At 57.3% G+C, this 22,962-nt stretch carries 19 protein-coding genes and 1 CRISPR repeat array (1 of these 20 only partly in view); of the genes, 5 read left to right on the top strand and 14 right to left on the bottom strand.

Translation table 11 applies throughout. From position 1 onward, the window contains the following. Nucleotides 1-130: 130 nt before the first annotated feature. From ACEE09_RS04305 to vapB, 3 genes are read right to left on the bottom strand one after another with little or no spacing between them, the layout of a single operon-like run. A complete protein-coding gene (locus ACEE09_RS04305; protein ID WP_449082396.1) occupies nucleotides 131-2,107 on the bottom strand; it encodes a M13 family metallopeptidase in 1,977 nt (658 codons plus the stop codon). 10 nt (nucleotides 2,108-2,117) lie between these two features. Continuing rightward, nucleotides 2,118-2,576 (bottom strand): type II toxin-antitoxin system tRNA(fMet)-specific endonuclease VapC, encoded by a 459-nt coding sequence (gene vapC, locus ACEE09_RS04300; protein ID WP_449082394.1) that lies wholly within the window; start codon nucleotides 2,574-2,576, stop codon nucleotides 2,118-2,120. Further along, nucleotides 2,576-2,791 (bottom strand): type II toxin-antitoxin system VapB family antitoxin, encoded by a 216-nt coding sequence (gene vapB, locus ACEE09_RS04295; RefSeq protein WP_449082392.1) that lies wholly within the window; start codon nucleotides 2,789-2,791, stop codon nucleotides 2,576-2,578. Before vapB ends, vapC begins: the two co-directional genes overlap by 1 nt. 176 nt (nucleotides 2,792-2,967) lie before the next feature. Here vapB and ACEE09_RS04290 point away from each other — a divergent pair, with 176 nt between their 5' ends. Together ACEE09_RS04290 and ACEE09_RS04285 are read left to right on the top strand one after the other, a co-directional pair. Then, nucleotides 2,968-3,846, top strand: a complete 879-nt coding sequence (locus ACEE09_RS04290; RefSeq protein WP_449082390.1) for a Rho termination factor N-terminal domain-containing protein — start codon at nucleotides 2,968-2,970, stop codon at nucleotides 3,844-3,846. Between the two features lie 75 nt (nucleotides 3,847-3,921). Continuing rightward, nucleotides 3,922-4,917 (top strand): aldo/keto reductase, encoded by a 996-nt coding sequence (locus ACEE09_RS04285; protein ID WP_449082388.1) that lies wholly within the window; start codon nucleotides 3,922-3,924, stop codon nucleotides 4,915-4,917. Nucleotides 4,918-5,063: 146 nt separating this feature from the next. Here ACEE09_RS04285 and ACEE09_RS04280 read toward each other — a convergent pair whose 3' ends face one another. Then, nucleotides 5,064-5,492, bottom strand: a complete 429-nt coding sequence (locus ACEE09_RS04280; RefSeq protein ID WP_449082387.1) for a hypothetical protein — start codon at nucleotides 5,490-5,492, stop codon at nucleotides 5,064-5,066. A gap of 241 nt (nucleotides 5,493-5,733) precedes the next feature. Here ACEE09_RS04280 and ACEE09_RS04275 point away from each other — a divergent pair, with 241 nt between their 5' ends. Beyond that, the gene (locus ACEE09_RS04275) at nucleotides 5,734-7,029 is read left to right on the top strand and encodes an adenylosuccinate synthase (RefSeq protein ID WP_449082385.1); all 1,296 of its coding nucleotides are present in this window, start codon (nucleotides 5,734-5,736) and stop codon (nucleotides 7,027-7,029) included. Nucleotides 7,030-7,142: 113 nt separating this feature from the next. Here the strand turns inward: ACEE09_RS04275 and ACEE09_RS04270 are convergent, their stop codons facing one another. The 4 genes from ACEE09_RS04270 to ACEE09_RS04255 all read right to left on the bottom strand — a co-directional run bounded on the left by ACEE09_RS04270 (nucleotide 7,143) and on the right by ACEE09_RS04255 (nucleotide 11,554). Further along, entirely contained in the window at nucleotides 7,143-8,276 is a 1,134-nt protein-coding gene (locus tag ACEE09_RS04270) for an ABC transporter ATP-binding protein (RefSeq protein WP_449082383.1), read from the bottom strand. Nucleotides 8,277-8,297: 21 nt separating this feature from the next. Then, a complete protein-coding gene (locus tag ACEE09_RS04265; RefSeq protein WP_449082381.1) occupies nucleotides 8,298-9,599 on the bottom strand; it encodes an ABC transporter substrate-binding protein in 1,302 nt (433 codons plus the stop codon). A gap of 73 nt (nucleotides 9,600-9,672) precedes the next feature. Then, entirely contained in the window at nucleotides 9,673-10,617 is a 945-nt protein-coding gene (locus tag ACEE09_RS04260) for a carbohydrate ABC transporter permease (RefSeq protein ID WP_449082379.1), read from the bottom strand. Continuing rightward, complete coding sequence (locus ACEE09_RS04255) at nucleotides 10,607-11,554, bottom strand: carbohydrate ABC transporter permease (protein ID WP_449082377.1); 948 nt, start codon at nucleotides 11,552-11,554, stop codon at nucleotides 10,607-10,609. Before ACEE09_RS04255 ends, ACEE09_RS04260 begins: the two co-directional genes overlap by 11 nt. A 139-nt stretch (nucleotides 11,555-11,693) precedes the next feature. Here ACEE09_RS04255 and ACEE09_RS04250 point away from each other — a divergent pair, with 139 nt between their 5' ends. Further along, the gene (locus ACEE09_RS04250) at nucleotides 11,694-12,626 is read left to right on the top strand and encodes a dihydroorotate oxidase (RefSeq protein WP_449082375.1); all 933 of its coding nucleotides are present in this window, start codon (nucleotides 11,694-11,696) and stop codon (nucleotides 12,624-12,626) included. 17 nt (nucleotides 12,627-12,643) lie between these two features. Here the strand turns inward: ACEE09_RS04250 and ACEE09_RS04245 are convergent, their stop codons facing one another. The 5 genes from ACEE09_RS04245 to ACEE09_RS04225 all read right to left on the bottom strand — a co-directional run bounded on the left by ACEE09_RS04245 (nucleotide 12,644) and on the right by ACEE09_RS04225 (nucleotide 17,205). After that, complete coding sequence (locus ACEE09_RS04245) at nucleotides 12,644-14,197, bottom strand: MFS transporter (RefSeq protein WP_449082373.1); 1,554 nt, start codon at nucleotides 14,195-14,197, stop codon at nucleotides 12,644-12,646. A 157-nt stretch (nucleotides 14,198-14,354) separates the two neighbouring features. Continuing rightward, nucleotides 14,355-15,089 carry a trehalose operon repressor gene (treR, locus tag ACEE09_RS04240; protein ID WP_449082372.1) on the bottom strand — a complete coding sequence of 245 codons (735 nt, stop codon included), beginning with the start codon at nucleotides 15,087-15,089 and terminating at the stop codon, nucleotides 14,355-14,357. Nucleotides 15,090-15,342: 253 nt separating this feature from the next. Continuing rightward, nucleotides 15,343-16,149, bottom strand: coding sequence for a methyltransferase domain-containing protein (locus tag ACEE09_RS04235; RefSeq protein WP_449082370.1), 807 nt, complete (start codon nucleotides 16,147-16,149; stop codon nucleotides 15,343-15,345). A gap of 154 nt (nucleotides 16,150-16,303) precedes the next feature. Further along, nucleotides 16,304-16,747: a DUF3021 domain-containing protein gene (locus ACEE09_RS04230; RefSeq protein ID WP_449082368.1), complete on the bottom strand. Its 444-nt coding sequence runs from the start codon at nucleotides 16,745-16,747 to the stop codon at nucleotides 16,304-16,306. A 20-nt stretch (nucleotides 16,748-16,767) separates the two neighbouring features. After that, the gene (locus tag ACEE09_RS04225) at nucleotides 16,768-17,205 is read right to left on the bottom strand and encodes a LytTR family DNA-binding domain-containing protein (RefSeq protein ID WP_449082366.1); all 438 of its coding nucleotides are present in this window, start codon (nucleotides 17,203-17,205) and stop codon (nucleotides 16,768-16,770) included. Between the two features lie 250 nt (nucleotides 17,206-17,455). Between ACEE09_RS04225 and ACEE09_RS04220 the strand changes: the two genes are divergently transcribed. Beyond that, on the top strand, nucleotides 17,456-18,652 hold the full coding sequence (locus ACEE09_RS04220) for an RNase H family protein (RefSeq protein WP_449082364.1): 1,197 nt from the start codon (nucleotides 17,456-17,458) through the stop codon (nucleotides 18,650-18,652). Between the two features lie 117 nt (nucleotides 18,653-18,769). On the opposite strand, the gene ACEE09_RS04215 is transcribed toward ACEE09_RS04220, so the two are convergent. Then, nucleotides 18,770-19,396 carry a DedA family protein gene (locus ACEE09_RS04215; protein ID WP_449082362.1) on the bottom strand — a complete coding sequence of 209 codons (627 nt, stop codon included), beginning with the start codon at nucleotides 19,394-19,396 and terminating at the stop codon, nucleotides 18,770-18,772. Nucleotides 19,397-19,768: 372 nt separating this feature from the next. After that, a CRISPR array of direct repeats spans nucleotides 19,769-22,962; the repeat unit is 29 nt; unit sequence GGAAATACCCCCGCGAGTGCGGGGAAGAG; it runs 313 nt beyond the window's last position.

Below are 22,962 nucleotides of genomic sequence, written 5' to 3'. Positions count from 1 at the left end.
GCCATTCCTGCTATGTCCTAGCCCTCGGATGCGCAAAAGGACGCCGGTAAGTAGCTCACCGGCGTCCTTTTAGTTGAGGCATGGGTGCAGTCGCCTTCCGGGAAAGCCCCTGCACCTTATATAGCTTCTTCTACCAGATGCGCACGCGCTCTTCTGGCGCCAGGTAGAGGTCGTTCTCAGGTTGCACATCGAAGGCAGTGTAGAACTCATCAATGTTGCGTACCACGCCGTTGACACGGAACTCCTCAGGGGAGTGCGGGTCAATCGCCAGGAACATTTCGGCTGTCTGCGGGCGGGTCTTCATGCGCCAGCCCTGGGCCCAGGAGATAAAGACACGCTGGGCGGCGGTCAGCCCATCAATGACGGGGGCGGTCTCAAGGGTCAGGCCCTGGCGTTCCAGGTAAATCTGGTAGGCCTTGAGTGCGATGGAGAGGCCACCTAAATCACCAATGTTTTCGCCCAGGGTCAGCTCGCCGTTGACGGTGAACTTCTCGGGGTCTAGACCGGTGGGGGTGTAACCGTTGTACTGCTCTACCAGGGCCTTGGTGCGGGCGGTGAATTCCTCGCGGTCGGCGTCCGTCCACCAGTTGTTCAGGGCACCGGTGCCATCGTACTTGGAGCCTTGGTCATCGAAGCCGTGGCCGATTTCGTGGCCGATCACACCGCCGATAGCGCCGTAGTTGACGGCGGCGTCGGCCTCCACATCAAAGTAGGGGGCCTGCAGGATCGCTGCGGGGAAGACAATCTCGTTGGCCGGGGGCATGTAGTAGGCGTTGACGGTCTGCGGGGTCATGAGCCACTCGGTCTTATCAACTGGCTCATTGATACGGGAAATCTGGAACTCGTGCTCAAAGACGCCAGAGCGGCGCAGGTTCTCGAAGAGATCATCGGTGAGTTCGAGGCCGGAGTAGTCGCGCCACTTATCGGGGTAGCCGATCTTGGTGACGAACTTACTGAGTTTCTCTAGGGCCAGGGCGCGGGTTTCGTCGGTCATCCAGTCTAGGTCTGTGATGGAGCGGCGGTAGGCCTCTAGGAGATCATCAACGAGTTCCAGCATCTTAGCCTTGTGGGTGGGCGGGAAGTGAATAGCAACGTATTCCTTGCCCAGCTCTTCACCTAGTGAGCCTTCGACTAGGCCGACGCCGCGCTTCCAGCGGTCGCGTAGTTCTTCGGACCCTGAGAGGGTGCGGCCGTAGAAATCGAAGTTTTCTTCAACGATGTCCTGGTTCAGGTAGGGGGCGCGGGAGTGGGCCATGTGCCAGATGTACCAGAGCTTCCAGATGAAGAGGGGGGCGGCGGCCCACATCTGGGCGGCGGCCTCAAAGTAGGAGGGCTGGTTGACCACAACGGTGCCAGCTTTCTCGGTGCTGATGCCCATGCCTGCTAGCCAGGTGGTGAAGGGGAAGCCGGGGAACTTCTCGTCAAGTTCGGCAGCTTCTACCGGGTTGTAGCGGGCGTCGGCGTCGCGGGTCTTGACGTTATCCCAGTGGTGGGAGGCAATCTCAGTTTCGTGGGCGAAGACGGCGCGGGCGGCATCGGCCGGTTCTAGGCCGAAGTTCTCTGCTAGGCCGGTCAGTTCAAACATGCGCTCAATGTGGGCTACGTAGGCTTCGCGGAGCTGGGTGTATTTCTCGTCGCGGTAGTAGGACTCATCGGGCAGGCCCAGGCCGGTCTGGGCCAGGTAGAGCACATACTTTTCAGGGTTCTTGGCATCGATGCTGGTGTACCAGCCGAAGGGCCCACCGTGGCCCTTGCAGTCGAGTTCTGCCATGACCTGCACGAAGTCATCGGGGGTGATGGCGTTGAGCACCGGCTGCACCTCTTCAAGTAGCGGGCCGGGGCCGTCCGCCTCAATTTTTTCGGTGTTCATGAAGGATGAGTAGAGGGCACCAATGCGTGAGGAGGGCTGCTCGGCGGCAAATTTCTCTACGATTTCGCGGACGTGCTCTTCGGCGGCGTCACGCAGGAAGTACATGCCACCATCGCGGGAGCGGTCGGCGGGGATGACGTGGGAGTCGTACCAGGTGCCGTTGACGTAACGGAAGAAGTCGTCAGCTGGGCTGGTTGCGGGGTCTAGAAAGCTAGTGTCGATACCTGAGTTAGTCATACCAGCTAGTTTAGGGGTGCGGACGTCGCCCGTCAGCTGCCTCACTCAGGTTCGGCTCAGAGCGTGAGGGGTTCACCCAGTTCACTACGCGCAGGGCCTCAACCCGCTCGAACTCCCTCTCATTATTCGTTACTATCACTAGCCCTCGGCTGCGCGCATGGGCTGCGATATGCAGGTCGTTCTCGCCGATTACGCGTCCGGCCTTTTGCAAGGTTGCTTTGATGTCGCCAAACTGGGCTGCGGCGTCCATGCCGTAGGGGAGGACGGTGAGCCGTGATAGAAAGTCTTCGACCACCCGCAGGTTTTGCTCAGGCTTAGCGCTTTTTGCTGCACCAAAGAACAGCTCGGCTGCGGTGATACTGCTGACGCATAAGCGGCTAGCGTTCTGGTTGAAAATATCGAGAATCTCAGGTGGGCGCCGTTTTATCACATAGATGACGATGTTTGTGTCAAGCATGTAGGTCAGCATTAGAGTTCCTCACGTTCAGGCTGGGTGCCAGCGTGGCGGGAATTCATAAAATCATCCGTTACGGTGGGGGAGTTGGGGGCGAAGAAGCTATCCCACACTGCGCCCTCGGGGGCTACGATGCGTTCTGAGCCTACTTTGCGTACATTAACTTTTTTGATGTTTTCGCTAAAGCGCATCTCTGCGGGTAGGCGAACCGCTTGAGTTCTGTTGTTCATAAAAACTGTTGACCGTACCATAGATAACCTCCTGCTATATACCTTAAGTATATACCCGTATTGGCAGGCTGAGTAGGGCACCAGGAGCATAAATAAGCCGTGCCGCGCTTGGGGTAGGGCGTGACCGGGACTACGCTTAGAAGGTAAGAACACTGAACAACTAGAAGGTGAGTACCATGAGCAAGAAGCCAGAACTCAGCAAGGAACTCAAGCGTTCCAGCGACAAAGCACAAAAACGCTACATCAAGGCCTACACTAAAGCCCTAGAAAAGCACGGCGACGAAAAGAAAGCCCGCAAAAAAGCCCAAAAGAAGCTCGAAAAGAAATACGAGCTGGTAGGTAAGAAATACGAAAAAATTACTGACCAGCCGGTAAAGAAGGCCGAGTCTAAGAAACCTGAGCCCAAGAAAGCCGAGAAGAAGACTCCACAGAAGAAGGCCGACAAGAAAGAAGAAACCAAGAAAAAAGAGCCCAAGAAAACCGAAAAGAAGGCTGAGAAGAAAAACCCAAAGGCTAAAAAATCCACACAGCCCAAAAAGTCCAAGAAAAGCGCAGCCCAGAAAGAAGCTGAACTCATCCTGGCCGAGACTTTAGAAAACTCAGACGAAACCGTCACCTACGAAGACATCCTTGATGCAGAAAGCGTAGAACCTGGCGACATTGAGGCCTTCGAAAACGAGGAACTGGGCTTTGACCTAGACACCCCCGATGCCATCACCAACGTCGGTGAAGATGAGGGCCTAGCCCCTGAAGAAGCCGACGAACCAGACGAAGCAGAAGAGCTCTACGAGCAAACCTTCGCTAGCAGTAACCTCACTGACTTCGATGAAGGCCTCACCACCGAGCCCCTGGCAGAAGCTCCCGCCCAGGAGGACGCCGCGTTCGCACCTGACCTCACTGACGATAAGGAGCAGACCTTCCTGGTGGCAGAAGCCCGCCCCCTCGCTGACCTCACCCGCGCTGAACTATACGAGCTGGCCAAGCAGCTTGAGGTGCCGGGCCGCTCACGCATGAACAAAGCCGACCTTCTCACTGCGGTGCGAGCAGCCCAGTAGTAAATGCTCTCAGGTGGATGGCTCTGTGTACCTTTTTGACTCTGTGACGGGTGTGTTGAGACACATGACAGTAATATGACGAGTATGAGCATTGAATACCGTCAACTGGGAAAAAGCGGACTAACCGTTTCGAATGTGGGCTTAGGCTGTAACAACCTGGGCCGCGCTAAAACCGCCACCGAGAGCCAGGCTGGCACCAACGCCGTCCTCACCGCCGCGGTGCAAGCAGGCATCACTCTGTTTGATGTGGCCGATATTTACGGGGCTGAACCGGGTGTCTCTGAGACCATGTTTGGGCGTGCCCTGCGCGAGACCGGTATAGACCGCGACGAGATCGTGATTGTGTCAAAGTTTGGTATGGACATGGGTGGTGCCAACGGCACCGACCACGGGGTGCGAGGCTCCCGCCGGTACATTATGCGGGCAGTTGAGGCCTCCTTGAGTCGCCTGGGCGCCGACTATATCGACCTCTACTTCCACCACACCCCCGACCCTGCCACCCCCATGGAAGAAACCCTCTCGGCCCTGGGCACCCTGATTGAGCAGGGCAAGGTGCGCTACATCGGCTCATCCAACCACACCGGCTGGCAGATTGCCCATGCTGAGCACCTGGGTCGGGCACTGGGGCACCGCTACATTGCAGCGGAGAACCACTACAACCTACTGGACCGCCGCGCTGAACTTGAGGTGCTCCCTGCCGCCCGCCAGTTCGGGCTGGGAGTGCTGCCCTACTTCCCCCTGGCTAACGGGCTGCTGACGGGCAAGTACTCGCGGACGTCCGCCCCGGCAGACGGGCGCCTAACCCGCATCAAACCTGAGATTTTGGAGGGCGCTAACTGGGAGCAGCTTGAGGCCTTCTCAGCTTTCGCCGCCGAGCGCGGTATGAGTGAGGTGCAGGTGGCTTTCTCCTGGCTGGCCCAGCAGGAGCCGGTTGCCTCTGTGATTGCTGGTGCTACTACCGAGCAGCAGGTGCGCGCGAACGCGGCTGCCGTCGTCCGCCGATTTGATGCGGACGAGCTCACCCACCTGGACGAGATTTTCCCGGCACCGCCGAAGGTGGCGCTCTTCTAAAGTGCTAATGCAAATGTAAAGCCCGCCCTGCCTCCCAGTTTCAAAGAGGGGGGGCAGGGCGGGCTTGTCATCTATTTTTCTAGTTTTTATGAGATCATCGATTGCTTACTTCGGCAAGAGCACGGGTGCCATCGCAGGGCACCTCATTACCAGTTCTTATACATATCGACCAGCATGTTGGTCATGGTGAGGGCAGATACGATGAGGAAGATCATTGAGCCGAGTACCGACACAACGATTGCGATGATTGAGGTGGCCTTTTCCTGATTTTTCTGGAAAAGACCAATGATGCCCAGGATGAGGGCTGCAAGGAGCAGCATCCAGCTAAAGGACATGAATATGATGCTGGGTATGGCCCCAAGAACGAAGCCAGGGAGGCCTAGGCCCAAGGCTGTTGCACCAATCCCATTTATAGGTTTTTTACCCTGAGATTGCTGGGGCTGCTGGGGTTCCCTGTAAGAGGGCTGGTAGGGCTGCTGGCCAAGTGCGGGGTAGGGGCCTATAGAAAATGAAGATGCCCCCTGCTGGGCAGAGGCGGGAAAAGCTGAGTGTGGGATGTTTGGGTTTTCGCTCATGTATATCAGCTTAAAGTATCGGGGGAAACCTAGATGTATATCAGGTTATTCCGTGAACATTTCTCTATAGAAGCCCTAGGTGAGTGTGCCATTGTGAGAGATTCAGCTGCGACAAGGCCCACCGTCCTTGCTATCCTTAAGAATGGTGTGCCCTGCGTCCGAGCCGTCCGCACAGGCCGAGCAGCCCCACCCCACCGCCGTGAAACCCGGCAGGTGACCACCCTATTCAGGAGTAAGACTTATGCCAGCAATTGTGATTGTAGGCGCCCAGTGGGGCGACGAAGGTAAGGGCAAGGCAACCGACCTGCTCGGTGGCCGCGTCGACTACGTCGTCAAGCCCAACGGCGGTAACAACGCCGGCCACACCGTCGTCGTCAACGGCCAGAAGTTCGAGCTTAAGCTCCTTCCCGCCGGCATCCTCTCAGAAAACGCTGTACCCGTCATCGGTAACGGCGTCGTCGTCAACCCCGAAGCCCTCTTCGAAGAAATCGACGGCCTCGAAGCCCGCGGCGCAGACACCTCCAAACTCAAAATCTCCGCCAACGCCCACCTGGTAGCGCCCTACCACCAGACCATGGATAAGGTCACCGAACGCTTCCTGGGCAAGCGCGCCATCGGCACCACCGGCCGCGGTATCGGCCCCACCTACATGGACAAAATTGGGCGTCTAGGTATTCGCGTCCAAGACATTCTGGACGAGTCCATCCTGCGCCAGAAGGTTGAAGGTGCCCTGCGCCAGAAGAACGAACTGCTGGTCAAGGTCTACAACCGCCGCCACGTGGAGGTTGAAGAAATCGTTGACTACTTCATGAGCTTCGCCGACCGCCTAGCCCCCATGATTGTCGAATCAACCCAGCTACTTAACAAGGCCCTAGACGAGGGTAAAACCCTGCTCATGGAAGGCGGCCAGGCTACCTTCCTCGACGTTGACCACGGCACCTACCCTTTCGTCACCTCCTCCAATCCCACCGCAGGCGGCGCCTCAGTCGGCTCCGGTGTGGGCCCCACCCGCATCTCCCGCGTCATCGGTATTCAGAAGGCCTACACCACCCGCGTGGGCGCTGGCCCCTTCCCCACTGAGCTCTTTGACGAAATGGGCGACTTCCTGCAAAAGACCGGTGGCGAGTTCGGTGTGAACACCGGCCGCCCCCGCCGCTGCGGCTGGTATGACGCAGTGCTGGCCCGTCAGGCTGTGCGCATCAACGGTTTTACTGACCTCTTCATCACCAAGCTAGACGTCCTCACCGGGCTAGAGCAGATCCCTGTCTGTGTGGCCTACGATGTGGACGGGGTGCGCCACGATGAGATGCCCATGACCCAGTCAGACTTCCACCACGCCAAGCCCATCTACGAATACTTCGACGGCTGGACCGAGGACATCACCGAAGCTAAGACCCTAGATGAGCTACCTGAGAATGCTCGTAAGTACCTTGAGAAGCTAGAAGAAATCTCCGGCTGCCGCATCTCAGCTATCGGTGTTGGCCCCGGCCGCGAACAGACCATCGTGGTACGCGACCTCATCGAGGACGAGAAGTAAGGGCGGACGTCCGCACGTCCTTCTCCTAGTTCGGGTAGGTACCCATCTACGTCAGAAAAACCCACCAAGAGTTTGGTGGGTTTTTCTGACTGAGATGGTAACTCCACCGAGGGCTAGACCAGGTATTCCAGGTTGATTTCGGTCTCGGGGTCGAAGAAGGACGCCCGGGTGGGGGTTAGTCGTAGTTCGTCGCCAGCTGCCACCTTGTGCTCACCCAGCAGGCGAACTGCGATAGTGGGTGAGCGTACCTCTAGGCCTGTTGCGGGGCTGACGTAGGCAAAGGCCTCAGCTCCTAGCTGCTCCACATGCGTCACTGTACCCCGTAGCCCGCGTATTTCTTCGCCTTCCCCTACATGTTCAACCTCCCAGTCTTCGGGGCGTACCCCTAGGATAATTTTGCCGGTCAGTACCGGGTTGAATTCGGTGGGGATGGGTAGGCGGCAGAGGGGCCCTAGGAAGGCGTGGGCCTGGGGCTGTGGTATCCCGTCGATTTCTCGGCTGACTTCTACCTCATTGATGAGAGCCATGGAGGGTGAACCAATAAAACCTGCTACGAAGGTGTTGCCGGGGTGGCGGTAGAGGTGCATGGGCTCGTCTACCTGTTGCAGGATTCCGTCTTTGAGTACTGCTACGCGGTCGCCCATGGTCATGGCTTCGGTCTGGTCGTGGGTGACATAGACCGTAGTGATGCCTAGTTCCCGCTGGAGCTGGGCGATTTGTGCGCGGGTTGAGACGCGCAGGCGGGCGTCCAAGTTTGAGAGGGGCTCGTCCATGAGGAAGACCTTGGGTTCTCGCACGATAGCCCGGCCCATGGAGACGCGCTGACGCTGGCCGCCTGACATGTTGGCGGGTCTGACGTCTAACAGGTGCTCTAGTTCAAGGATGTGGGCTGCCCGATCTACTCGCTCTGCAATTTCAGCCTTGGGCAGTTTGGCGTTTTCCAGGGCGAAGGCCATGTTTTGGCGGGCGGTCATGTTGGGGTAGAGGGCGTAGGACTGGAAGACCATGGCCACGTCGCGGTCGCGGGCTGGTTTTTCGGTGACGTCTACCCCGTCAATGAGGATGGTGCCCTCATTGACGGGTTCTAGGCCTGCCAGCATGCGCAGGCAGGTGGATTTGCCCGATCCTGATGGCCCTACCAGGGTGAGAAATTCCCCGTCGCGCACGGTGATATTGACCCGGTTAACGGCGCGGGGCCGCTTGGGGTCGTAGATACGGGAAATGTCTTGCAGGTGGACTTCAACCATGAGGATCGGGCTTTCTGGGGGTTAGAGGTTGGGTTTGATGTCGCGGTCGTAGGTGGCCTGGAGTTCGTCCTGCAGGGCGGTAAAGACGGTTGTGACGTCCTGGCCTGCCACGATTTTGTCCAGGGCCCCGCCGATAGCCTTGCCGCCGCCGTTGATGAAGACACGGGCGTAGTCCTGGGACTTGGTGTTCTCATTGAGCTGGCGGATGGCGGTGGCCGCGTTGGGGTTTTCCTTCATGTAGGCGGCCTGTTCGGGGACGTCCGCGGCGTTGGTACGCACGGGCATGTAGCCGGTGGCCTGGGTGAAGGCGATGGTGTTGGCGGTGTTGGTGAGGAAGTCGATGAACTTGACGGCAATCTTCTTACGCTCATCGGAGATACCTGCCGGGATGGCTAGGCCTGCGCCACCGGTGGTGGTGCCGGGCTTGGGGCCGGGCAGGTAGGTGGTGATGAAGTCGCCGGTGGCTGATTCTTTCAGGCCACCTAGTGAGCCGGTGGATTCGAGCAGGCCGGCGGCGTTACCGATGCCGAACTCGTTGGCGGAGTCTTTGACCACGGAGATGTAGCCGTCTTTGACCATGGTTTGCAGGAAGGTGGCTGCTTCAATGGTCTTGGGGTCGGTGAATTTGAGGTCCCATTCCTTGGAGTAGGCTCCACCGAAGGTCCAGAAGGCGCCCTGGAAGTACCAGTCCAGGTAGTTGGAGCCGTCTGCGACGGTGAGGGCGGGCTTGCCGGTGGCTTCTTTGAGCTTGGGCGCCCAGGTTTCGGCGAATTCCTTCCAGGTGGCGGGGCCGGTGCCGTCGGTGGGGAGGCCTGCCTTTTTGAGGTCGGCGGTGTACCAGTACATGAGCGGGGTGGAGCGGGAGTAGGGCACACCGTAGTTTTTACCATCGTAGGTGTAGTCGGTGAGCAGGGTTTCTACGTAGGTGGAGGTGTCGATGCCTTCTGATTCCCAGAGGTCGTTGAGGGGAGTGGTGGCGCCGGTGAAGGCGAAGTTGAACCAGGTGACGTCTGAGGCGACGATGACGTCGGGCAGGCCGCCGCCGGAGAGAGCTGCGTTGAATTTCTGGCCCAGTTCTTCGTAGTTTTTACCGCCGTCGATGAGTTCTGCGGGGGTGTCGGGGTTGGCTGCGTTCCAGGCGTCGATGAGTTTTTGTTCTATGTCGCGGGAGGAGCCGGGGTGGTTGGACCAGAATTGCAGGGTGCCGTTGCCTTCCTGCTGGGTGGTTGCGGTTCCGGTGCCGGTTCCTGCGCAGGCTGAGAGGGCTGCGGTGGTGGCGGCTAGACCGGCCAGGGAGAGGGCAGAGCGGCGGGTGATATTCATGGGTTTTTCCTTGGGGTAGGAGGGTTGGTAGGAGGTCGTGGGTTGGGTGAGGCTGGCCGGTGGGGGCTGTAGGTTAGCCCTTGACGGCTCCTGCGGTGAGGCCCTTAATCATGGAGCGTTGCAGGAAGAGGAAGAGAATGATCATGGGGATGGTCGCTAGTACGGTTCCTGCCATGACTGGCCCCCAGTTGGTGAGCCCTTCGTTGGCTTGGAGCATGGTCAGCCCGATTTGTAGGGGTGCTACTCGACCGGTGTCTGAGATGAGGAAGGGCCAGAGGTACTGGTTCCATTCGGTGACGGCGGTGATGAGGATGAAGGCCATGAGGGTTGGCCAGCTCATGGGCAGTACTACTTTGAAGAGGGTACGGAAGAAGCCGGTGCCGTCGAGGGTGGCTGCTTCGATAATTTCGGTGGGTAGGGAGAGGAAGTGGTTGCGCATGAGGAAGGTTCCGAAGGCAACCCCAGCTAGGGGGACGATGATGCCGGTGAAGGTGTCTCGCCAGCCTAGCTGTGCGACCAGGGCATAGTTGGAGATAATCGTGATTTCGTTGGGCACCATGAGGGTTCCGATGACCAGGTAGAAGAGGATATTTGAGCCTGGGAATTTGTAGAAGGCGAAGGCGTAGGCGCTGAGCACACCCAGGGTTACTTTCACGATCACTAGGGTCACGGTGATGATGATGGAGTTGAGGAAGTAGCGGGAAAAATCTAGGGTTTCCCACACGTAGGTGTAGTTTTGAGGGGCGAAGATGTGGGGTACCCAGGTGATGGGGTTGGAGTAGATTTCAGGGCGTAGTTTCAGGGAGGTGATCACCACGAAGTAGAGGGGCACGGCGATAAGCAACCCGGCCAGAATCATGCCTATGTAGCCGAAGGTTTTGCCTGTGGCTGAGGCGCCGGGGGCTGTGTTTGCCTTGCGCCTGGGGGTGGTGGGGGCGTCCTGAAGCTGCTGCTCAGCCAAGGCCGAGCCGGGCTTAGCTGCGGGCAGGGAGCGGGCGCGGGTGGTGTCAACGGTCATTGTTTTTCTCCTGCATACGAACCTGCACGACGGTAATGACGAGTACGGCCAGGAACATGATGGTGGCAACTGCGGCACCGTAGCCTGCGCGGGAGTTGACGAAGGTTTCCTGGTAGACCTGGTAGACCAGGGTTGTGGTTGAGATGCCCAGGGGGCCACCGGCGGTCATGACGTTGATGATGTCAAAGACTTGGAGGGAGTTCAGTAGCACCGTGATGGAGAGGAAGAAGGTGGTGGGGCGTAGCTGGGGTAGGGTGACGCGCCAGAATTTTCGGGCGGGCGGGGTGCGGTCGATTTCGGCGGCTTCATCGAGGTCTTTGCGTAGACCCTGTAGGGCGGCTAGGTAGATGACGAAGGTGTAACCCAGGTTCTTCCAAATGTAGGTTGCGGTCACCATGAAGAGGGCCCAGCCGGGGCTGGTATAGAAGGCAGGGGAGTCGAGGCCGACCTTGCCCAGCAGGTCTTGAATCAGCCCGTAGCCGGGGTCGAAGACGAATTGGAAGGCCACACCGATGGCTGCACCGGAGATGACGTAGGGGGCGAAGATGAGGGAGCGTACCCCGTTGCGTCCTTTGAGGGGTTTATCGAGCAGCAGGGCCAATGCTAGGCCAAGTACCATGGACCCGAAGACTGCGAAGAAGGTGAAAATGGCGGTTTGCCAGACGATTTGCCAGCTTTCGGGCTTGGAGGCCCATTCGATGTAGTTATCGAGGCCGATGAAGGTTGCTGGCCGGGTGGAGGCAATGTTCCAGTTGTAGAAGGAGAGCCTGATGTTGTCGATCAGGGGCCGGTAGGTGAACACTAGGAGCAGAGCTAGGTTGGGCAGCAGCAGGGCTGTGCCGATGAGCGCAGTTTTAGCGCTGGCGCGTACTCGGCGGACGCGGGGTTCACGGGTCAGGTCTGTCTCTTCTAGACCAGGAATTGTTGGGGCAGTCACAAATATTTATCTTATAGGGCTGAGGTGAATAGAAGCTGAAGCTAGGGTTGCTAGGGGTTAGTAAGTAGCTTTATGACGCGGGGCAGGGGCTGAAAATGGTAAAATGAGGTGAAAAATCTATAAAAAGAAGTAGGGCAAAATGGCTTCACTACGTACAAAAATCGGCTCCGTTGAATTTGATAACTGCCTGATGAACGCTGCTGGCGTTTACTGCATGACGCGAGAAGAACTGGCCCTGGTAGAGAACTCCTCTGCTGGCTCATTCGTCACCAAAACAGGCACCCTTGAAGAACGAGCAGGTAACCCTGAACCCCGCTATGTAGACACAGAGCTAGGTTCCATCAACTCCATGGGCCTACCCAACAAGGGCTACCAGTACTACCTTGACTACCTGATAGAACTACAAAACCAGCCCAACTCTAAGCCCCACTTCCTCTCCCTGGTGGGCATGTCCCCTGACGAGACTCACACTATTCTCAAAGCGGTTCAGGCCTCTGACTACCAGGGTCTGGTAGAGCTTAACCTCTCCTGCCCTAACGTGCCGGGCAAACCTCAAATCGCCTACGATTTTGAAACCACCGAAACAATTCTCACCGAAGTATTCTCCTATTTCACCAAGCCCCTCGGTGTAAAACTTCCCCCCTATTTCGATATTGTTCACTTTGACCAGGCCGCAGAAATCTTTAACAAGTTCCCCCTGGTCTTTGTCAACTGCATCAATTCCATCGGCAACGGCCTTGTTGTTAACGATGAGAGCGTGGTCATTAAACCCAAGAACGGTTTCGGTGGTCTAGGTGGAGACTACGTCAAGCCCACCGCCCTGGCCAACGTTCACGCCTTCTACCAGCGGCTCAACCCCTCCATCCAGATCATTGGTACCGGTGGCATCAAGAATGGGCGTGACGCCTTCGAGCACATTCTCTGCGGCGCCAGCATGGTACAAATCGGTACCGCCTTGCACCAAGCAGGCCCCGCCATCTTTGACCGCATCTCCCAGGAGCTAACAGCCATCATGGAAGAAAAGGGCTACCAGAGCCTTGAGGACTTCCGTGGTAAGCTCCAGTACCTCTAATACGTAGATTGCGGGCCCTAGGCGGTAACTCCGCGTAGGGTTCGCACTACCATGATCGCGCTCATGAGCATGAGCACCACCCCAATCGCCGAGGTATAGACCACCCCTGAGTCAAAGGCCTGCTGGGCTGAGGCGAGCAAGGCAGCACCCGTTTCCCCACCCAGGCGCTCAGCGATTTCAGTGGCCCCGCCCAGGGTCTCACGGGCGGCGTCCGCATCCGCAGCACTTACGCCCTCAGGCACTACCAGGTGCGCCAGGTAGGCCGCGTTGAGAATCGAACCTAGAATCGCAGTGCCCAGCACCGAACCAGTCTCGTAGGCGGTCTCTGAAATGGCGGAAGCCGCACCGGCCTTATGTGGCGGAACAGCGGCTAAAATAATGTCGTTGGTGAGGGTTTCAGCAAACCCAATTCCTGCACCCAGGAGGGAAAAAGCCACCAGAATACCGGCATCAGAGCCTGAACCGGCAGTGAAGAACACCAGGGCGAAGGCTGCCGCGTTCATGAGCAAGGCACCAGAAATCACCACCCACGGCTTGATGACCTTCACCAGGTGCACCACAGCCAGGCCCGCCAGCACCGTCAGTGCCAGGCCAGGCAAAAGCATCAGGGCCGCGTTCAAGGGGGAGTGCCCGCTCACCAGCTGTAGGTGCTGGGAGATGAAATAGAGGAAGCCCACCAGCGAGAAAATAGCCATGAGGTTAGTCAGCACCGCCCCAGTGAACTGCTTATTAGTAAAGAGCCGGACATCCAGCATAGGGTTAGTGCGCTTTAGCTGACGGCGGGTGAAAGCAAGACCGCAGAGGGCAACAAGAACCAGAAGGACGCCAGCGAGCAGGTCCAAACCACTATGGGCACAGTGCTTAATGGCGTACACAAACGGGACCATAGTTGCCATGATCAGGCCGATACTGGCGAAGTCAATACTGCCAGGGTGAGGGTCCTTAGAATTAGGAATCAGCCAGGGCCCAAGGATGAGCAAGGGCAACAAGGCTGGGATAGCCAAGAGAAAGACCGAACCCCAGTAGAAGTGCTCCAGCAGAAACCCGCCCACAATAGGCCCGAGGGCGGCCCCACCGGCAAAACCTGAAGCCCAGATAGCAATAGCGGTGCGGCGCTCAGTAGCGTCGGAGAACATGTTGCGGATGATAGAGAGCGTTGCAGGCATCAGTAAGGCCCCAAAAATACCCATACCGGCGCGGGCTGTGATTAGCCAGGCGGCGCTAGGAGCCAGAGCTGCAGCCGCAGAAATAACCGTGAAGCCCAAGCCGCCCAGAAGGAGCATAGTGCGCCGGCCATAACGGTCACCCATACTCCCTGCCGGGATCAGCAGACCTGAAAGAATTAGCGGGTAGATATCGTTGATCCAGAGCAACTGGGTGCCGCTAGGAGAAAGTTGAGCTGAAATCTCGGGTAGGGCGAAGGAGAGCACAGTGTTATCAACCGAGACCAGCAGCACTGGCAGCATGAGCACTGCCAGGGCCGCCCAGCGGCGGGGGTAAGGCACGTAGATGTGGTTGCTGCTTGCGATTTCGGCTGCAACAGCTCTCATCTGACCAGTTGCGGGCTGCATATCTACTCTTTCGTTAGGACGACTACCTGCGGTAAGGTGCCCGGCATCGGGCTGGGCCGGGGGTAAAGAAAAGAAGCGCACCCCTTAATACGGGATACGCTCCTAACCTTACCTATCTCACAGGTACTTTGGTGCTTGGTGCAACCAATCTGCACCTTTAACCAGAAATCGGGATTTCCTGGCGACGGTGGGCAAAATCCAGGTATCGGAACTTATCGGCACGGTGGCGGGAGATAGTGTACTGGAAGGCGGTGCCGTCCTTAAGCACGGTAATTGAAGTAGTCACCGCAACATACTCACCAGCGTGCAGGTTCAGATACTTAGCATCGTTAGGGGTAGCCTGCTCGATAGTAATCTGCTTGGCAGAGGAAGCAAGATTAAGACCCAAATCGTTCTCAAAGTAGTAGTAGAGGGAGTCCTCTGCAGCCTCACGAGGAACCTTAGGAACCACACTTTTGACGATGTAATCATAGTCAATAATGGCCGGTGCGCCGTCCATGTGGCGCACGCGCATAACGTAAGTGACAGGAACCTGCTCAACCGAACCATTGGTCAGAGCCTGAAAAGGCACAGGGGGTAGCATGGCATCTTCGAGCTCAATCAGCTCAGTTTGAGTTTCGCCGCTTACTGACTCAGCGAATTCTTTATAGCTCACCAGTGAAGACACAGGGATAGAGTAGCGCTTATGCTCAATCACCAGAGAGCCCTTACCCATGATGCGCTGAATATAGCCGCGATCAGTGAGAATGGCTAGAGCCTTGCGGGCGGTCTCGCGAGAGACACTATACTTTTCGGTCAGCTTCTTTTCGCTGGGCAGTAAGTCGCCTACGACGTACTTACCTTCATCAATATCACGCGCAAGGTCGTGATAGATCTGTTCAAACTTTCCCATGTGGTTCCCTTAGATATACAGGCGCTCACGCGCCCTGATGTGAGGTGGAGTCAGTTTACATGTTATGTAATTATGTGCCTCTATATTTTAATGCCGAACTCCCAGATTGGCGAGGGCGCAGACCACACATAAACATTACATATTAACTATTTGAGAGTGTTTCCCCTTACCATTTTTACTCCACCTCAGCTCAAACTTGCTTACCAGGGCAGTAAACAAGCCGCGCAATCGTCCTCCCAGATAGTAAAGAACCTTAGCGAGTAGAAGATTCCTCAGCCCTCTGGGCAACCACAAAAATACGGCGGAAAGGCAGAATAGTGCCCACCGAACTAGCCGGGTAGGCCTCACGCAAAGCAGCCCGGTAACGCTGCTCAAACTCCTGACGCACACCCTCAGGCAAACTGGTCAGTACAGGGCGGGCACCTGCCCCAGCCAGCCAATCATAAACAGGGTCTTCCCCCTGCAAAACATGCTGATAGGTGGTCTCCCAGGCATCAACCTCCCAGCCCTCACCCGAAAGCACCTCAAGGTAGGTAGCAGCCGGGGTCACCGAATCAATGAGCTTAGTTGAGATAAAAGGGGCGAACTGCGACTCAGCAGCAAGCTGCCGCAAAAGAGCATGAGTGGGCTCCAAAAAATTCCCCGCCACCTGAAAAGCAAAACTGCCGCCAGGGGCCAAGGTCTGAGCAATACGAGGCATCAGCTCCACATGGTTCTCAATCCAGTGAAAGACCGCATTAGAAACAATAAGATCGGGGGCCTGGCCACCCTTCTCAGCATCAGCTAGCCACTTTTCAATAGTCTGATGCCGGTAGCCCACCAGCGGGTTACTATTAGCTGCTTGGGCCGCCGCAATCATCTCGGCACTCCCGTCCACACCCACAATGCGGGCCTGAGGCCACCGTTCATGCAAAAGAGCAGTGCTATTACCTGGCCCGCACCCCAAATCAACAATCAGAGACGGCCCCTGCTGCGGGACATGAGCTAACAAATCTATGAAAGGGCGGGTCCGCTCAGAGTTATAACGCAGATATTGGGTCGGGTTCCAGGTGGTGTTCACGGGGTCTTATTCCTTTCACGAACACAGAAAGTACAGTAGATGGACTCACGAGGTGCAGGGCCCAAGCCCTGCACCTCCTAGCGAAATCACTGTATGTCAGAGGCACTCTGACCAGGTGATTCCGCCACCCCCGCCGTCATGTGGGGTAACAGTTTTAGTCGTCCATTTTCCCTAAGGCCGCATTGATGGTGCGGGTTTCACGGAGGCTCACCCAGAAGGAGATTACCCATACCAGGGCATATATGAGCAGTGCTACCAGCAAGAAGCCCATAAAAGCACCCATGGTCAGGGGGAACCAGTGCAGGTAGGCTCCAGCCAGAAGGACGCTGGTAAGCACGATAGCTGCGTGCACCAGGGTGGCCAGAGCCAGCGGCCACCTCTCGTTCTTATAAAGGTCAGCGGCGCAGTAGTGGACTGCCCCTAGCCCCGCATAAATAAGACGTTCTACCAGAACAGCTGTGTTCTGCTGGTCAAACTGGGCTAGGTAGCTGGGCACCCCAGGCACATAGGTGCTGCCCATGAGTGCTGAAAATAGAAGTTCCATGGTGCAACCAATAGCGATTCCAATCAGGGCACCGATAAGGATTTTGCGAGTCATTATTCTTCTCCTGTCAGTTGCTAGAGGCCGAGAGCTTGCTTGACGTTCGTGAGGGAGCGCCGAGAGACGAAGCAGCGAGTGCCGTCCTTCAGCACTACCCCGATAGTGGTGGTGAGGGAGACGTCAAAGCGTTCCACCCAGTGAATGTTGATGAGCTCCCCCTGGTTTATTCTGATGAAGCTCTGGGGCAGCCTGGCTTCAAGCTCTTTCATGCGCTGCTTGACCTGCCAGGTGCCCTTGGCCGTGTGGGCGTACACATTCTTATCTGAGGTGAAAAACCGTAGAGTTTGGCTCAACGATAGGGGGATGGCACTGCCTTGGGCGTAGGCCAGAAGAGGGGTTGTGGTTTTACCTGCAAGGTAGGTTTGTAGCTCTTCTATCTCAGTCGTGAGCTCTGGGGCGGTGACATCGAGGCGGGTCTCTTTGTATTTAGGGTCAAGAGTGAGCGTGAACTTCATGGTTTCTCCTCCCAAGGGGAGTAGCTGGTGTGGACATTTCTAGTAAAGCTGCTGCCGCGGTACCTGAACAAGGGTGGGAGGATATGCGGTAGCTGCTGGCCGATAAGCGGGGAGGACGCTGGTTGGGCGTTCACTAGGAGAGTGAATGGGGTGCTTCTCTGAGCTCATCTCTTGGCAAAACGATATTGAGTTGGTATAGCTTTAAAGAGTAAGCAACACAACTATAGACACCCCTTAGGAGATGAATAATGTGGAAATTACGCCTGCACATATTAAAAAATGTGAACTGACCTGGGAACCGCCTGACTACACCAGCTCCTACCCAGACGGGTTCACCGAACAAGGCGTGGCCGTCATCGTGGTCATCATGGAGCAGGTTCGAGCTGCCGGTGACTGCCATGTGGGGCTGACGTCCTTCGCCTTCATCTCACGAGAAAACGGGGAGAGGGAAGTCATCGAGAGCGAACCGGTGGCAGAGTCGCTAACTCACAGTCTCATGGACCCCTGCGACACCGTACACACAGACATGCTGGGCCGGGCCATCCTAGCCAGCATGGACCTGATCCCAGAGGACTATAAGACCAACCTCATCACCGTCGCCGCCGACAAACACTACCTCAAACTCCTCTTCCGAAAATTTACGGCCTTCCGCGATTTTCTGGAATATCGCTCCATTGACAAGGTCATGAACCCCTACGAATCCCACTCGCTCGGGGAAATCCACGTCAAGCTCATGGGCACCCCGGCAGGTGAACTCATGCCGGACTTTATAGACCAAGCCACCAACCTAGCCCACCAGGAACTTGAACAAAATACGGCCCAGCTGCCGGTAGAACAGCTAGAAAAGTACAGTGTCTTCACTGACTGCTCCTATAGGTCAACGAATAACAAAAAGTATTTAAAAGGCGGACGCATGGGCATTGGTGGGGTGAGCGAAGACGGCTTCTTCTTTCACTCCCACTACGATGCAACCAACATTATGACCGGGGAACTCTCGGCCATGCTCGCTGCCTTTAACATCTTCTATCACGGTGGCCGCCAGCTCATTATTCACACTGACTCGCTAGGGGCCCTCACCTTTGTGCTGCGCCTGGCGCACAGCCGCTGGGTCTACAAAACCTGGGTGAATGAAGGGGTGCAAAACCAGCGGGTCTTAGAGGAGATGGAGCGGCTAACTGAGGCCATTCGGGAACGGCGGGTGCTGGTCAAACATATCCCTGGCCACAGTGGGCACGGGTTGCAGGAGTCATCAGATTCGGTGTCAAAAATGCACCGGCACTTCCCTGGGCAGGTTGTCGATAGGGGGCATGTCTCCGAGTTCAATAAGCGCTGCGAGTCGATTATTACTGCCCTATCGGGGTGTGAGAAGGCCCTGCGTCTGCCCTGTGCTGATTGGATCCAGATTCGCCCGTCGGTGGTGCACGCCCGCAACCGCCTGTGGAAGTAACGTCAGAACCACTAGCAAAAAGGCCACATAAGTAAAGGGACCGCATACGATGCGGTCCCTTTAAGATTGTATGGCCCTAGTGGAATAAGGGAATAGGGGAGTGAGGAGGCCTGCCCCTTAGGCTACGTCGTGCTTCTCCTGGCGGGCGCGGCGCAGCAGCCAGATGAAGACGGCCACCAGGGCCAGGGCTACCAGGGCGTAGACCACCTTGGAGTACTGGTCGATGACGCCTTCAACAGCAGTCCAATTCTCACCCAGAACCCAGCCACAGTAGATGAGCAGGGCGTTCCAGATAGAAGAACCAATCAGAGTGTAAAAACCAAAAGTCAGCGGGTTCATGCGGTCGATGCCGGCGGGAATCGAGATGAGTGAACGAATACCAGGGATCACACGGCCAATGAGGATGGAGGCCTTACCGTACTTGTCGAACCAGGCTAGGGCGTTGTCGACGTCCTCAACCTTGACCAGCCACATCCAGGCTGCGATCTTGCGCAGGCGGTGAGCGCCGATGGCTGCACCCAGGTAGTAGAGGAAGTAGGCGCCGGCGAGCGAGCCGACGGTCGCCCAGATAAAGGCGGCCACTACGTTGATGGAGCCCTGGGAGGCGGTGAAGCCAGCCAGCGGCAGGATAACCTCGGAGGGAATGGGTGGGAAGACGTTCTCAAGGAAAACAGCCAGGCCAACACCAGGGGAGCCGATGGCCTCCATGATAGAGATAACCCAGTCGATAATGTTCTGGAGCACAAGCGCCCTTTCTTCTATACGGAATATGGGCAACGGCCCAGTGACAAAACTTCCTCTATTCTCCCCTAGAACCCTGCATTTTCCTATGAGCCAAAGGCAAGGACGCTGGGGGGTTTTGGTCACGTTAGGGGAGGCGCATGTTCGCTTGCGCCACCGCACATAAGCAACGCCTAAATCAGAAATGATTATCTAGGTGGGAGGCCACTCTGGCTCAGGCGGTTTCCCAAGAATGGGAAGAAGAACTATAAGCTGCTACTACACCTAAGGAACCTATAGATATTCTTTTTCTAGTAGGAAATTTGAATAGGTAAAAGTGCCACCTTACATGGGTTGAGAAAACTGCTCAATCTTCACTCACCGATTTATTATCACGGAGATACCCCCGTATGTGCGGGGAAGGGTCTCAGTCTTGGGACTCTCCTAGGTAGGTCTAGGAAATACCTCCGCGAGTGCGGGGAAGAGCAGGGTGCTTTGTCTATGACTAGTTCTATCTTGGAAATACCCCCGCGAGTGCGGGGAAGAGCGGGTGCTCCGGGGGCAAGGCGCATAGCGGCGGGAAATACCCCCGCGAGTGCGGGGAAGAGCCCGTATCGGGCACAAGCTACCTTTTCTCCCCGGAAATACCCCCGCGAGTGCGGGGAAGAGAGGCTCAGCCCGAGGCAACGCCACCACCATTGGGAAATACCCCCGCGAGTGCGGGGAAGAGTTGCCTCGGCAGGTTGGTTATCGAATCTCACGGGAAATACCCCCGCGAGTGCGGGGAAGAGGGGATGCCCCCACCGTGGCAGCACTGACCACCGGAAATACCCCCGCGAGTGCGGGGAAGAGAAGATTCATTGATTTCTCCTAGAGTAGGTCTAGGAAATACCCCCGCGAGTGCGGGGAAGAGCATAGCTCTTCCTTTCTCTCCTGCGTCTTAGAGGAAATACCCCCGCGAGTGCGGGGAAGAGAATATGATTTCCTGCATAACCCGCCTGAATATGGAAATACCCCCGCGAGTGCGGGGAAGAGACAATATCGCCCAAAGTAAAACCACGGGCACCGGAAATACCCCCGCGAGTGCGGGGAAGAGAAGGGAGCTAATGACTTGCCCATCTAGGGCTTGGAAATACCCCCGCGAGTGCGGGGAAGAGGCAAGCCAACCACCTGCCTCCAGCTTTGTGTAGGAAATACCCCCGCGAGTGCGGGGAAGAGTAGCCCCCGATGCTCAGGAGAACATTCCTCTGGGAAATACCCCCGCGAGTGCGGGGAAGAGCCTTCTCCAGCCAGCGAATCAGCGCCGCCAAAGGAAATACCCCCGCGAGTGCGGGGAAGAGATAGCTTGCATGGCCTCTAGCGGGGCGCGGGCGGAAATACCCCCGCGAGTGCGGGGAAGAGTGCGGGGGTAGCCGCCCCGGTGTCCGCTTTCCGGAAATACCCCCGCGAGTGCGGGGAAGAGAGGTCGAGGCCGGGTTTCATGGCCTTGATTTTGGAAATACCCCCGCGAGTGCGGGGAAGAGCGCTGGAGCTGGTATTCGGCCTCGATGGCCTGGGAAATACCCCCGCGAGTGCGGGGAAGAGCCATCTGCGTAACGGTCATCTGCCTAGACGGAGGAAATACCCCCGCGAGTGCGGGGAAGAGAGGGAGCGGTTGAATTCTCGAACATTCGAATAGGAAATACCCCCGCGAGTGCGGGGAAGAGAGACCATTTTGCTTGGACCATAGATAAGGGTGAGAAATACCCCCGCGAGTGCGGGGAAGAGTCCCAAGTAATCGGCGCGCTCCCGGTGCGCCCGGAAATACCCCCGCGAGTGCGGGGAAGAGAGGGTCTCTATTCGGTTGTGGTGTCGGGCTTGGGAAATACCCCCGCGAGTGCGGGGAAGAGGACTGAGCAGCGGCTATCTCAGGTTTACGGTTGGAAATACCCCCGCGAGTGCGGGGAAGAGGAATCTTTATCAGCGCCACTCCTTGGCGCGCTGGAAATACCCCCGCGAGTGCGGGGAAGAGACGGGGTCTCCTCTCCTGGTGTGTTAGGCGATGGAAATACCCCCGCGAGTGCGGGGAAGAGGTCCTCTAGCCACTGCACCCGGTACTGGACTTGGAAATACCCCCGCGAGTGCGGGGAAGAGTTAGCGGCGGCCTGCTCGGCCTTGGCCCCGGCGGAAATACCCCCGCGAGTGCGGGGAAGAGTGGGCCGGGGGCGTTCTGCTATAGTGTTTCTTGGAAATACCCCCGCGAGTGCGGGGAAGAGCAGTTCCTTGGCCCAGGCGAGGTGGCGGTCGCGGAAATACCCCCGCGAGTGCGGGGAAGAGGCGCAGCGATTCTTCACCTTATAGATGTAATGGGAAATACCCCCGCGAGTGCGGGGAAGAGGAGCAGGTGGCCAAGATGGAGCGGGCTAGGTGTGAAATACCCCCGCGAGTGCGGGGAAGAGCCAAAGAAGGCGCTGGTTCAGCTGGTGCCCTCGGAAATACCCCCGCGAGTGCGGGGAAGAGGGTCATTTCTTTTCTCCTTGGTTTGCTGTTTTGGAAATACCCCCGCGAGTGCGGGGAAGAGTCGAGACAGTACCGGTTCCAAGCGGACGGTTCGGAAATACCCCCGCGAGTGCGGGGAAGAGGCTCGGCGACACATTGTCCGTCTTGAGGAGCAGGAAATACCCCCGCGAGTGCGGGGAAGAGCAGAGTATGTGCCCCGACTTTCTTATTTTCTGTGAAATACCCCCGCGAGTGCGGGGAAGAGTCACTGTGACCATGGGTGTAGCCATTTAGGCGGGAAATACCCCCGCGAGTGCGGGGAAGAGCAGGTAGCGGGGTTCATTAACCAGCTTGACCCGGAAATACCCCCGCGAGTGCGGGGAAGAGAATTTCCCACCCTGCACGACAATTGCCCTCATGGAAATACCCCCGCGAGTGCGGGGAAGAGGGTTATCCCCATCCCACCGGTAGTAAAGCCAGGGAAATACCCCCGCGAGTGCGGGGAAGAGGCAGTCACCAAGGCAGCACCAAGATTTTTCACGGAAATACCCCCGCGAGTGCGGGGAAGAGCCACCTTCCCGCATGAATCTCATCAGCAGGACGGAAATACCCCCGCGAGTGCGGGGAAGAGGAGCCACATTAATCTCATGGATAGCAACATCAGGAAATACCCCCGCGAGTGCGGGGAAGAGGAGTCGTTGAGGGTGTCGGCCTTTCGTGGCAAGGAAATACCCCCGCGAGTGCGGGGAAGAGCAGTGCCGTCCCCGGCGTCAGTCCAGCGCACAGGAAATACCCCCGCGAGTGCGGGGAAGAGTTCGAGCGAAATTTTCACTGAGTCAGCCCACTGGAAATACCCCCGCGAGTGCGGGGAAGAGATGACGGTATCGTAGACCGTGAGGAGCGAAAGGGAAATACCCCCGCGAGTGCGGGGAAGAGTAGGTCGCCATATCTATTTTGCTCCTAGCTTGGGAAATACCCCCGCGAGTGCGGGGAAGAGTCCCCAGCTGGCGCTTATCGAAGATTGCGGTTAGGAAATACCCCCGCGAGTGCGGGGAAGAGGGGGTACTGGAGCAGGGGGGTGGGTTCACCTAGGAAATACCCCCGCGAGTGCG

It is taken from the genome of Rothia sp. 88186D007BW, from assembly GCF_053544215.1.
This window is presented reverse-complemented; position numbering and strand designations above follow the sequence as displayed.